This is a genomic window from Dactylosporangium sp. NPDC050588 (assembly GCF_040654975.1).
Lineage (GTDB): Bacteria > Actinomycetota > Actinomycetes > Mycobacteriales > Micromonosporaceae > Dactylosporangium > Dactylosporangium maewongense.
On the sequence record NZ_JBFAJA010000069.1, the window covers coordinates 39,047 to 50,633 of the forward strand.

Annotated in this window: 13 protein-coding genes and 1 tRNA gene; 9 read left to right on the forward strand and 5 right to left on the reverse strand. The window is 69.5% G+C overall.

Annotated features, from left to right (window positions below):
* Positions 1 to 18 precede the first annotated feature (18 nt).
* On the reverse strand, positions 19 to 1,479 hold the full coding sequence (locus AB0I21_RS39070; protein ID WP_360568730.1) for a hypothetical protein: 1,461 nt from the start codon (positions 1,477 to 1,479) through the stop codon (positions 19 to 21).
* Between the two features lie 151 nt (positions 1,480 to 1,630).
* Here AB0I21_RS39070 and AB0I21_RS39075 point away from each other — a divergent pair, with 151 nt between their 5' ends.
* Complete coding sequence (locus AB0I21_RS39075; RefSeq protein ID WP_360568731.1) at positions 1,631 to 2,476, forward strand: PASTA domain-containing protein; 846 nt, start codon at positions 1,631 to 1,633, stop codon at positions 2,474 to 2,476.
* Between the two features lie 44 nt (positions 2,477 to 2,520).
* Here the strand turns inward: AB0I21_RS39075 and AB0I21_RS39080 are convergent, their stop codons facing one another.
* Complete coding sequence (locus AB0I21_RS39080) at positions 2,521 to 2,784, reverse strand: hypothetical protein (RefSeq protein WP_360568732.1); 264 nt, start codon at positions 2,782 to 2,784, stop codon at positions 2,521 to 2,523.
* Positions 2,785 to 3,143: 359 nt separating this feature from the next.
* Between AB0I21_RS39080 and AB0I21_RS39085 the strand changes: the two genes are divergently transcribed.
* From AB0I21_RS39085 to AB0I21_RS39105, 5 genes are all read left to right on the forward strand, one after another.
* Positions 3,144 to 3,992: a helix-turn-helix transcriptional regulator gene (locus AB0I21_RS39085; RefSeq protein ID WP_360568733.1), complete on the forward strand. Its 849-nt coding sequence runs from the start codon at positions 3,144 to 3,146 to the stop codon at positions 3,990 to 3,992.
* Positions 3,992 to 4,219, forward strand: a complete 228-nt coding sequence (locus tag AB0I21_RS39090; protein ID WP_360568734.1) for a DUF397 domain-containing protein — start codon at positions 3,992 to 3,994, stop codon at positions 4,217 to 4,219. The genes AB0I21_RS39085 and AB0I21_RS39090 overlap by 1 nt, the downstream gene beginning before the upstream one ends.
* 145 nt (positions 4,220 to 4,364) lie before the next feature.
* Positions 4,365 to 4,874, forward strand: coding sequence for a hypothetical protein (locus AB0I21_RS39095; RefSeq protein ID WP_360568735.1), 510 nt, complete (start codon positions 4,365 to 4,367; stop codon positions 4,872 to 4,874).
* A gap of 115 nt (positions 4,875 to 4,989) precedes the next feature.
* Positions 4,990 to 5,958 (forward strand): adenosine deaminase, encoded by a 969-nt coding sequence (gene add, locus AB0I21_RS39100; protein WP_360568736.1) that lies wholly within the window; start codon positions 4,990 to 4,992, stop codon positions 5,956 to 5,958.
* A gap of 115 nt (positions 5,959 to 6,073) precedes the next feature.
* Positions 6,074 to 6,379 carry a hypothetical protein gene (locus AB0I21_RS39105; RefSeq protein WP_360568737.1) on the forward strand — a complete coding sequence of 102 codons (306 nt, stop codon included), beginning with the start codon at positions 6,074 to 6,076 and terminating at the stop codon, positions 6,377 to 6,379.
* A 91-nt stretch (positions 6,380 to 6,470) separates the two neighbouring features.
* On the opposite strand, the gene AB0I21_RS39110 is transcribed toward AB0I21_RS39105, so the two are convergent.
* The 3 genes from AB0I21_RS39110 to AB0I21_RS39120 form a co-directional block, all read right to left on the reverse strand.
* Entirely contained in the window at positions 6,471 to 7,277 is an 807-nt protein-coding gene (locus AB0I21_RS39110; protein WP_360568738.1) for a WecB/TagA/CpsF family glycosyltransferase, read from the reverse strand.
* A gap of 1 nt (position 7,278) precedes the next feature.
* Positions 7,279 to 8,352, reverse strand: a complete 1,074-nt coding sequence (locus AB0I21_RS39115) for an NAD-dependent epimerase/dehydratase family protein (RefSeq protein WP_360568739.1) — start codon at positions 8,350 to 8,352, stop codon at positions 7,279 to 7,281.
* Positions 8,353 to 8,564: 212 nt separating this feature from the next.
* A tRNA-Leu gene (locus AB0I21_RS39120) sits at positions 8,565 to 8,647 on the reverse strand.
* 136 nt (positions 8,648 to 8,783) lie between these two features.
* On the opposite strand from AB0I21_RS39120, the gene AB0I21_RS39125 reads away from it, so the two are divergent.
* From AB0I21_RS39125 to AB0I21_RS39135, 3 genes are all read left to right on the forward strand, one after another.
* A complete protein-coding gene (locus AB0I21_RS39125; RefSeq protein ID WP_344508403.1) occupies positions 8,784 to 9,560 on the forward strand; it encodes a DUF3662 and FHA domain-containing protein in 777 nt (258 codons plus the stop codon).
* Positions 9,561 to 9,645: 85 nt separating this feature from the next.
* On the forward strand, positions 9,646 to 10,125 hold the full coding sequence (locus AB0I21_RS39130) for an FHA domain-containing protein (RefSeq protein ID WP_327007183.1): 480 nt from the start codon (positions 9,646 to 9,648) through the stop codon (positions 10,123 to 10,125).
* Complete coding sequence (locus AB0I21_RS39135) at positions 10,122 to 11,540, forward strand: BofC C-terminal domain-containing protein (protein WP_360568740.1); 1,419 nt, start codon at positions 10,122 to 10,124, stop codon at positions 11,538 to 11,540. The genes AB0I21_RS39130 and AB0I21_RS39135 overlap by 4 nt, the downstream gene beginning before the upstream one ends.
* The last annotated feature ends 47 nt before the right edge of the window (positions 11,541 to 11,587 follow it).

Sequence of the window (11,587 nt, forward strand, 5' to 3'; positions counted from 1 at the left end):
GTGGCCGGACCGTCGGGGTTACTCGGCGGACTTGCCGCGGCCGCGGCCTCGGGTGCGGCTCGGGGCGGGTTTGGGCGGCTCGGGGGTCGCCGGGGCGGTGTCGGTGGGCCATAGGGGCTCGACGGAGCCGCGGGCCGGGGCCGCCTTCTTGGGTGCGGGGTCGGTGTCGTCGGAGACGGTGTCCTCGGCGTACGCGCGGTTGGCGGACTCGGAGGCGTAGGTGCGGCCCGAGGACTCGCCGCCGTAAGCGCGGGACGGGGCGTAGGCGTCGGACTCGAGGTCCTTGGCCGAGTCCAGGTCGGCGGCCTTGGTGACGGCTGCCTTGGTGACGGCGGCCTTGCCGGTGGACGTCGGGGCCTTGGGGGCGGCGGCCGGGGACTTGCCTCCCGCGCCGATCGTGACCGGCTCGGGGGTGCGGTCAGGGGCGGCGGTCCAGGGGTCGTCGGCGTCCTGCGGCTCGCCCCGCTCGGTGCGGCGGCGGGCCTCCGCGGCGTCGGCGTCGGCCAGGGCCTGGGTCCAGTCGGCGATGTCGGAGGCGGCCCGGGCCTCGCGCTCCGCGGCGGCGGCCTGGCGGGCGGCGCGGGCCTGGGCGCGGGAGCCGCGGGGGCCGATGGCGGAGACGATGACGGAGCCCGCGAGGCCGGCGAGGACCGCATACGGGGCGATGACGAACGCCGACAGCTGCGGGTCGCGCTCGCCGACGGCGGGAGCGGCCAGGAAGTAGGCGAGGGCGACCAGGAGCGGGCCGGCCGCGCCGGACACCGCGACGCCGACGCGGTTGTCGCCGCGGCGGCTGGCGGGCCAGGCGGCGAGGGCACCGATGACCAGCGCTATGGCGAGCATGAGGAGCGCCCCGGGCAGGTTCACCATGTTGCGGATCCAGGTGGCGTCGGTGAACTGCCAGGTGCCGAGCTGTGCGGCGGTGGCGAGGTTGCCGTCGGCGCGGACCACGTCGACGACCGCGACGACGGCGAGGACCCACAGCCAGGCCGAGGAGGCGATGACGTTGGAAGCGATCGCGCGGGCGGCCAGGGCGCCGACCGCGATCAGCAGGCCGACGATGATGCCGGCGATCGCATAGCCGCCGGCGGTGAAGTAGGGCGCGACGTTGTCGGGGCGGGGCGTGCGCGACGGCACGGCGACCAGCGGCACGACGATGAGGGCGCCGACCGCCGCGGACAGCGCGATCACGATCCGCCAGGCGGCGGTCAGTGCGTGTGCCCCCGGGGTCGAGGCGTCGCCGGCGACCGGGGTGTCGGCGGGGCTGAGCCGGTCCGCGCACAGGGCGCCGATGACCGTCGAGGACGCCGCGAGCCAGGCCACCCAGGCCAGGCTGCTGACCCAGATGGTCGCGCTGTTGCCGGCCGGCTGCCAGGAGATGATGCCCAGGCCATAGCCAAGACCGAGCTGCGCGGCACCCGCGCCCGCCGCGACACCGATCGCGGTGAATATTGAGGTTGCCCAGCTTCGTGCCGCCATGCCGCGCAGCGTACGCCCAGCCGTCCACCCGGGCGAGTCGATGTCAGTGGAACGTCAGGCCGTGCAGACGGCGGTCGCGGAGGGTGGGCCTGAGGTGGGCAACCTGTCCACTGGCAGGCGATATGTCGGACAAGGTGGTGAACTGGAACCTATGTCAGACGAGCCGGACGCCACCGCCCCGTTCGATCGATTGCCGCCGTCGGACGGGGGACCGACGCCGCCACGAGCGGAAGACCCCGACGCGACCCGGATCGGTCCGGGCGGCCAGGACCCGGACGCGACCAGGATCGGCCCGCCGAGCAGCAGGCCCACGGATCCGGACGCGACCAGGATCGGTGGCGGCACGTCACCGCTGCGCCCCGACGACAGCGGCGCCACCAGGATCGGCGGCCCGCTCGGCAGCGACGAGCCGCCGCGGTGGTCCGCCCGCGCCAACGTCCCCCAGCCGGGTGACCCGTCGCTCCGCCCGGCCGCCGCGCCGGAGGAGTGGATCGAGGAGGAGGATCCGTACCAGGGACGCTCATGGTTCACCCCGGTGATCATCGGCGTCGTCGCGCTGGTCATCGTCGGCGCGCTGAGCTTCGGCCTGTACCTCATCTATCAGGCCACCGCGGACGGCGACAACGCACCGTCCGATCAGCTGCCGGTGCCGACGGTGGCCGGCAGCAGCGTCGTGCCGTCGCCGACACCGCAGCCGACGACCGCCGCTCCGACGTCGGAGGCGCCCACGGCGACCACCGCGGCCGCGCCGACCAGCGTCACGATCCCGCCGCTGACGGGCAACACCCTCGCCCAGGCGACGATCAAGCTGCAGCAGCTCGGGCTCGAGGTGAAGGTCGTCCGTCGCGCCGACGACTCCGTGCAGCCCGGCGAGGTCGCGGGGACGGATCCGGGCGCGGGCGAGATCGTCGCGCCGGGCGAGACCGTCACCCTCTTCGTGGCGACGGAGCCGACGAAGGCGCCGTCGAGCCGCTCCCCCTCAGCGGTCCCCAGCTAGGCGCCGGCGCTTCGCGATCGCCGGCTCCTGCACCGACGTCGACTCTATGCGGATGCGGAGACGGGCACCCGGCTGCCGGTCCGGGCGGTGCGGGTGACGAAGCCGGGCTGCAGGCCCTGGAGCTGCACGAAGATGGATCGGCGCTCGACGGCGTCGCCGGTGGTGTTGAGCTGGTAGCCGTCCAGCCACGCCCACCCGTCATAGGTCTGCCAGTCGTGCACCCGGATCACCCGGAACAGCATCGGCTGCACGAACTGCACGCTCGCGGCCTTGGTCACACGCAGCACGTCACCGGTCTTCGGTAACACAGGTAAGACTCCCGTCATCTGCCGGCAGGGGGAAGATCGGTCACGGGCACCCCCGTAACCGCCGATCGGCTCGATCGTTTGTCGCTGCGTCCGCAGTGGTGTCCCGGTCGTCCTTGACTCTCGTTGGCGCGAAGATGAACAGACCGTGACCGCCGCCACACCCACAGATTGCCCGAGGTCGGTGATCAATGCAACTTGCAGTGAGAAATTTCCATCTCACGCATGAGAGCGTCGCTCCCGAGTGGCGGGACCCCCGGGAGGTGGCGAGAATGTCGTGCCGATCCGGGTTGCGGACCTTCGTCGGGTTGCGCTGATCTATAGGTATCGGAAATTCCGTGGGCCGGCGCGGAGGTGCAAGCGTGGCAAGTCGACGAGGCAGCCCGACGCTGCGACGCAGACAGCTCGGTATGGAGTTGCGCCGCCTTCGCGAGGCGGCACACGTCACCATCGATCATGTCGCCGAGCGACTGGAATGTTCCGGATCCAAGATCTCGCGGATCGAAACGGGACAGACCGGCGTCACCCCGCGCGACGTACGGGACATGCTGGACATCTACGGTGTCGAGCCACAATACGCCGAGCAGTTGCTGAAAATCGCCAGGGAGGCACGCCAGAAGGGTTGGTGGCAGCTCTACGGTGACGTGCTCACCGGGGCCTACGTGGGCCTCGAAGCGGCCGCCGATCACATTCGTTCATATGAGGCGCTCGTCGTCCCCGGACTGCTGCAGACCGAGGAATACGCGCAGGCCATGATCCACGCGGCCCGTCCGGACATCAGTGTCACGGAGGTCGAGAAACGTGTGCGTGTCCGGATGAGCCGCCAATCGTTGGTCACCCAGGATGACCCGATAGATCTCTGGGTGGTGCTGGACGAGGCAGTGCTGCGCCGCCCGGTCGGCGGAAGAGCGGTCATGCGCCGTCAGCTCGAGCACCTGGGCACGGCAGCGGGATGGCCGAACGTGACCCTCCAGATCCTGCCCTTCTCCGCCGGTGCTCATGCCGGGATGGACGGGACATTCACGATGTTGCTGTACGACGAGTCCGCAGGGCAAAACTTCGTGTTCGCCTCGAACGCGGCCGGCGGTCTCTTTCTCGAGAAGGACGACGAACTGCAGCGCTACGGATTCATCTTTGACTACTTGCGCGCCAACGCACTCCGTCCGGACGAGTCAGTATCGATGATCGTGAAGCTGGCAAAGGAGTCGTAGTGAACATTGAGGCCAAGGGCTTCAGCGTGAATCTTGAGGGTGCTCGCTGGCGCAAGAGCACACGCAGCGGTCCGTACTCGGACAACTGCGTCGAGGTCGCGTTCGTCGGCGGGGCTGTCGCGTTGCGCGACTCGAAGGACAAGGCCGGACCGGTGCTGCTGTTCACCCCCGAGGAGTGGGTGGCCTTCGTCGGCGGGACCAAGGGCGGGGAGTTCGATCTCTCGTAGGTGAAACGCCAGGTCAAATTCGACCGGCCCGGCCCGCGACGGTGGTATCGCCGTTGCGGACCGGGCCGGTCATCGTTGTATTCAATGAGCGCTCAGGAACTTCACGCCAGATCCGAACACCCGAGTCAGATAAGGCTTGTATCCGATGAACAATGGCCCCGACAACTTCGGCAACGGTTCGTCGAAGACCGACGACCGTTTCTCCGGGCAGCTCGGTAGCTACCGCCCGGGCGGCCGCCGGGACGTCATCGGCGACGGGCCGATCGACGAACTGTCGCCGCGCAACGGTTCGCCGCTGGACCGTGCCTCGTCGCCGTTGGACCGTGCCTCGTCACCACTGGACCGTGCGTCCCTGCCGCTGGACAACTCGCCGATCGCCGCATCGCTGACGCCGCCGAAGCTGCCCGAGTCGTCCCTGGTGGCGGACCTCAGCCCGCTGACCGAGCCGATGTTCGGCCGCGGCGGCGTGCTGCAGGACTCCTGGCTCGACGGCCCCAGCCAGTCGATGGCCGACCACCCGCTGCTGCGGGGGCTCCTGCTGGAGCTGCCGCCGAAGGGCACGATGCCGCAGCAGGAGTGGCTGGACCGCTGGTTCGAGGCGGCCCGCTCGATCCTGGAGCTCATCTACTCGCAAGAGGCCCGAGGCCTGAAGTAGCTCGCCGGTCGACAGGTCGAATCCCATGCCGTAGAAAGCAGGGAGGCTCGACCTGGGGAGGTCGGACGGGCTCCGGTGCGCGCGAGCGCGCCGGGCCCGTCGATAAGTTGAACCCATGAGTTATCCCAAGATCGAGCTGCACGTGCACCTCGAAGGGGCGATCCCGCCCGCGACGCTGCTGGAGATCGCCCGGCGCAACGACCTGCCGCTGCCGGTCGACACCGTGGAGGGCGTGCTGGGGCTGTATGAGTTCACCGACTTCAAGAAGTTCGTCGAGGTCTGGATCCTCACCACGAACTGCCTGCGCACCGCGGACGACTTCCGGCAGATCGTGGTCGACTACGCCGGCGTGGCCGCGTCGCACGGTGCCGTGTACCTGGAGGCGATCTTCTCTCCCGGGGAGCGGGCCCAGCGCGGTGTGGCCTGGGAGGACCTGTACGAGGGCTACACCGACGGCATCGTCGAGGCGCGGGAGCGGCACGGCGTGATCGTCCGGCTGACCCCGGACCTCTACCGAGGCATGCCGGTCGACGTGGCGGAGGACGTCGCCCGGTGGAGCGTGCGCTACGCGGACCGGGGCATCGTCGGCCTCGGCCTCGGCGGCAACGAGCAGGCGGGCCCCGCGACGACCTACGCGAAGGCGTTCGAGCTGGCCCGCGACGGCGGACTGGCGATCGTGCCGCACGCCGGCGAGTCGGCCGGCGCCGAGTCGGTCCGCGAGATCCTGACCCTCGCACCCGACCGGCTGCGGCACGGCATCCGTGCCGTCGACGATGCCGGTGTACTGGCAGAGATCGTCGATCGGGGGCTGGTGCTGGACGTCTGCCCGACCTCGAACGTGCGGACCCGGTCGGTGGAGTCGCTCGCGACGCACCCGTTGCCGGCCCTGCTGGCGGCGGGGGTGCCCTGCACGGTCAACACCGACGACCCGGCGATGTTCAACACCGATCTGGCTCAAGAGCACCGCGTCGCTGCCGATCTCGGTCTCAGTGCGATGGACGCCTACCTGGCCGGCGTCGCGGGCGCTGCCTGCGACGACGACACCCGCGCACTGCTGAAGAGCAAGATCAGTGATATCGGCTGAATGTCCGATTGGTGCGCTACGTTCGGCCCGGGTCGGGTGTCGCAAAGTTGATGGTCGATCTTGAAATGTCCGCTTAGCTTTGGGCGGGTTCGCTGGTAGGAACGGGGAGGCAAGGGTGAGTGACGTGTCTGATTTGATGTTCGCATTGATGAGTGGCGGCGGCCTCCTGGCCCTCAGCATCGGTGCATTCGGCGTGCTTGACGCCTACCACAAGCGCGGGATAGGCGAGAAGCGCGTGGACTGGCTGATCGGCCTCTACGCGTTCGGCGTCGTCATGAACATCGTCGCTTACGTGTTGCTGGACCGCTGGTACATCGCGGCGCCGCTGGCACTCATGCTGGTGCCGGCCGAGCGCGCGCTGGAGAAGCGCGGCACCTTCAAGCGTCGCGCCGTCAAGGTCGACGCGATCACCGGTCGCTGAGCGCGGACAAACACTGACGCCGGTCCCCGCGGGGGGCCGGCGTCATGGTGTGCCTTCAGGCTGTGCTTCCGGACGGGCTACCCGCCGGGCTTCAGACCGCGAACGTGCTCAGCGGCTCCGTGGCCGGCGCCGGCGGCGTGGCCCGCCACAGGCGGGTCTTCTGTGCGCCGAGCCGGGCCAGGTAGGCCGGGTTGAGCAGCACGTAGCGGCGCCAGAGCCGCTTGGGCTCCAGGCCGAGCCGCCACAGCCACTCCAGGGCGTACTTCTGCATCCACGCCGGCGGGTTCTTCAGCCCGCCGGCGTGATAGTCGAACGCCGCGCCCACCGCCAGCATCGGCGCGTCCACCAGGTGGCGCATGCCGTAGACGAAGATCTCCTGGCGGGGGCAGCCGAGGCCGACCATCACCACGCGCGCGCCGGACGCCTTGATCCGCGCCGCGATCTCCTCGGGCTCACCCGGCTGCGCCGAGCGGAACTTCGACGCCTCCATGCCGGCGATCTTGAGCGCGGGGAACCGCTCGCGCAGCTTGCTGATCAGAAGTTCGAGCGTCTGCTCGGTCGAGCCGTACAGGTACACCGGCAGACCTTGCTCCGCGCTGGCCCGCAGGACCCGCAGCGTGAGCTCCGGGCCATAGACCCGGTCGGCGAGCCGCGCCCGGTGCAGCAGGTTGAGCGCCCAGCGCACCGGCTGCCCGTCGGGCGTCACGAGGTCGAACGCGTTGAGCCTGGCGCCGTGCGCCTTGTCCTGCACGCCGGTCATCACGCCGTGTACGGCGAGCGCCGTCACCGCGAGCGGCCGGCCCTCCCGGGCGGCGCTCATGACCTTCTCGACGGCGCTGTCGTAGTCGACGGCGCTGACCTGCACGCCGAGAACGTTCTGCTTCCCCTGGTCGATCAAGTCAGGCCGCCGGGGTCCACTTGCCGACGTTGGCCTCGTAGATCTCCTGACAGATCATCGGCACGTCGTACACCTGCTTCCAGTCCGGGTAGTCCAGCTGGAAGCGCTCGTTGGACCCGATCCACCACTGGTGGTCGCCGACCCGGTTGGCCTCGTGGTATTCGGTGACCATCTCGTTGCCGGTGATCCGCTGCGCGAGCGCGAACACCTCCAGGTGCGAGGTGTTGGAGTGCCGCCCGCCACCGAGGTTGTAGACCGCGGCGCTGCGCGGCGCCCTGAAGAAGGCCTCGAACGCGGCGACCACGTCGTGCGAGTGGATCGCGTCGCGGACCATCTTGCCCTTGTACCCGAAGATCTTGTACGTGCGGCGCTCCATCGCGCACCGCATCACGTAACCGAGGAAGCCGTGCAGCTCGGTCGCCGAGTGCGCCGGCCCGGTCAGCGTCCCGCCCCGGAAGCACGCGGTCTTCATGTCGAAGTAGCGCCCGTACTCCTGCACCATCACGTCGGCGGCGACCTTCGAGGCCCCGAAGACGGAATGCAGACAGGCGTCGATCGACATGTCCTCCTTGATGCCGTTCTCGTACGGGTGACCCGCCTCGATCTCCCACCGCGTCTCCTGCTCGACCAGCGGCAGGCTGTTGGGCCGGTCGCCATACACCTTGTTGGTCGAACAGTGGATGAACGGCGCCTCGATGCAGTGCTCCCGCACGTTCTGCAGCATGTTGAGCGTCCCGCCGGCGTTCACGTCGAAGTCCGTGAACGGGTCCCGCACCGCCCAGTCGTGACTCGGCTGCGCCGCGGTGTGCACCACCAGCGCGACGTCCTTGCCATACCGCTTGAAGATCCCGGCGAGCGCGTCCCGGTCGCGGATGTCCACGTCGTGGTGCGTGTAGGAGTCGCCCAGGTCGCTGGTCAGCCCCACCACGTTCCACGCGGTCGAGGCCTCGGCCCCGAAGAACTGCTTCCGCATGTCGTTGTCGATGCCCACGACATCCAGCCCCAGCGAGGCAAAATGCCGGACAGCCTCGGACCCGATCAACCCGGCAGACCCGGTGACGATGACGACGCTCACGAGCAGAACTCCTTGCCACTCCAGCAGGACCGGCCGAGCATACCCCGCACGGTGGAGTCGCCATTTTGACGCACGACCAACCGCCCGCTGCTATTGAGGGGGCGTGGGTGGAGCGCAGCTCCCCCAATGGGGAGCGAGGCTTCAGCCTCGCGCGAGGAATGACGAGACGAAAAATGAGCGCACTCCGCGAACGGAGTGCGCTCATCGTCTCGTGGGGAAGGGGGGAGTTGAACCCCCACGCCCTTTCGGGCACACGGACCTGAACCGTGCGCGTCTGCCATTCCGCCACTTCCCCTGGCAGTGCCCCAGCGTAGCGTGTGCCAACTCGGCGTTTTCACCGGGTTAGTACTAGGCTGCCCTGGGCGCCACGGAAGAGTAGCACGGGCTAGCCGGTGAGGATGCAACCGGGCGTGCGACGTCCGGATACCATCATGACCTCGGAACCCGAGGAGGAACCGGTGAGTGTGCTGCAGCGCTTCGAGAAGCGCCTAGAGGGCCTGGTCGAGGGGGCCTTCGCAAAGGTCTTCAAGGGGGTCGTCCACCCCGTGGAGATCCTCAACGCCATGCAACGGGAGGCGGAAGCCCACAAGGCGATTCTGGCAGGCGGGCGCACGCTCGTGCCGAATCGCTACGTGATCGACCTGTCGCCCTATGACCACAGTCGGCTGGCGCCGTATGCCGCCGCGCTCGCCCAGGAGCTCGCCCAGTCGCAGGCGGAGTTCATCGGCGAGCAGGGGTGGACGGTCTACGGCGACGTGATCGTCGAGATCGAGCGGGGCGACGGCCTCGACACCGGCATGTTCCGGGTCACGGCCGAGGTCTACACCGGCGGCGAGGTCGCGCCGCAGGCCGCGCCCGACCCCTACGGCGGCTACAACCAGGGCGGCGGCTACGGTCCCGGCCCCGGCGGCCCCGGTGGGCCTGCCCGCAACGTACGACTGGTGTCCGGCGACGGGCGAAGCTACCCTCTGTCGATCGGCTCGACCGTGATCGGCCGGGGCGATCAGGCCAACATGCGCCTGCCAGATGTCGGCATCTCGCGCCGTCACGCGCGACTCGACTTCGACGGTGCGCAGGTGGTGCTCACCGATCTCGGCTCGACGAACGGCACGATGGTCAACGGGCAACGCGTCTCCGCGGTCGCGTTGAATCCCGGTGACATGATCCAGCTCGGCACGACCACGCTCACCTACCGCGTGGATGGCTGAAGTCCTGCACCACGTGGTCGACGTTAGGCGGATCTGCATGAGTGCACCTGCTCGACCGGGCCTCCGGGCCCCTGATAGGTCGTAGATGGAATTTGTCATTACGGTCGCCCGCTACGGGCTGCTCGTGCTGCTGTGGATCTTCGTGTTCACGGTGGTGGGAGTGATCCGGCGCGACCTGTTCGCGGGCTCTCGAACGAGCCGGATCGTCGCCGCACCCCGGGGGGTTGGTGCGGCGACGGCTCCTGGCCGTCCGGCGAAGGTGAAGCGCGGCAAGACCGCCCACCAGCTCTTCGTCACCGCCGGCTCACTGGCGGGCACCCGGATCACACTCGGTGAGGCGCCGATCACAATCGGCCGCGCCGAGGATTCGACGCTGGTGATCACCGATGACTACGCCTCGGCGAAGCACGCCCGCCTCGTGCCCCGCGCCGGCCAGTGGTACCTCGAGGATCTCGGCTCGACCAACGGCACCTACCTCGACAAGACCAAGGTCGGCGCACCTACCCCCGTCCCCCTCGGCGTGCCGATTCGCATCGGCCGCACTTCTCTCGAGTTACGGCCATGACCCTCACCTTGCGCTACGCGGCCCGCAGTGACCGCGGTCTGATTCGGAGTGGGAACCAGGACTCCGTCTACGCCGGACCGCGGCTGCTCGCCGTTGCCGACGGAATGGGCGGCATGGCCGCCGGTGACGTCGCCAGCAACATCGTCATCGCCACCATGGCGCCGCTCGACGAGGATGTGCCCGGCAACGCCATGATCGACACGCTTCGCGGCGCCGTCGACCTGGCCAACCAGCAGATCCGCGACGCCGTCGAGGAAAACCCGGCCATGGAAGGCATGGGCACCACCCTCACCGCCATGCTGTTCTCCGGCACCAAGATGGGCATGGTTCACATCGGCGACTCCCGCGCGTACATCGTGCGTGACGGAGAGTTCGCCCAGGTGACCAAGGACGACACGTACGTCCAGATGCTCGTCGACGAGGGCCGGATCAGCCTGGAGGAGGCCAACAGCCATCCTCAGCGCTCGCTGCTGACGCGCGCCCTCGACGGGCGCGACGCCGACCCCGAGTATTCGGTGCGCCAGGTCAAGACGGGCGACCGCTACCTGCTGTGCAGCGATGGGCTCTCCGGCGTGGTCAGCGCCGAGACGATCGAGTCGACGCTGCGCGAGTACGTCGACCCCAACCAGTGCGCCGGCCGGCTCATCGAGCTCGCCCTGCGCGGTGGCGGCCCGGACAACATCACCGTGATCGTCGCCGACGTCACCGACGAGGACATCGTCGAGGAGCGGCCGATCGTCGGGGGTGCGGCCGCCCAGGACCGCGGCATGGCCACGTCCGCCGACCAGTCGATGTCCTCGGCCCGGGGCGCCGCGCTCGCCGCGCCGCGCCCGCCGGTGCCGGAGTCCGACGAGGATGCGCGGGCGCACGCCGCGGCGACCGCCCGTGACGAGGCCGGCCGCCCGAAGCGCCACCCGGTGCGCACCGTCGTCCTGCTGGTGGTGCTGCTGGGCCTGCTCGGCGGCGGCCTCTGGTACGGGTGGAGCGTCACCCAGTCGCGCTACTACGTGGGCGCGACCGACGACGGCACCGTCGCGATCTTCAAGGGCGTCCCAGGCAAGATCGCTTGGATCGACCTGTCCGAGGTCTACGAGTCGAGCACCCTCAAGCTCGACGACCTGACCCCGGCCGCCCAGAGCACGGTCAAGCAGGGCATCCAGGTCGACAGCCTGGACCAGGCCAAGGACAAGCTCGCGGCGCTGACCGACCCCGAGAACCCGTCGCGGAAGCAGCCGTGCCCGAGTGGCGAGCCGACCACCGACGCGTCCGCCAGCCCCACCGGCGCGGTCGTGCCCGGCATGACCGGCAGCGTCTCGGCCGGCACGGGTGCCGCGTCGCCGGCGCCGACCACGGCCGTGGTGACCACCGAGCCGCCGATGGCGTCCGAGACCCCGACCCCGTCCGCCAGCTGCTGATCCGACGATGACCCTGACCGCGAGGCCAAGAGGAATTCTGCTGTGAC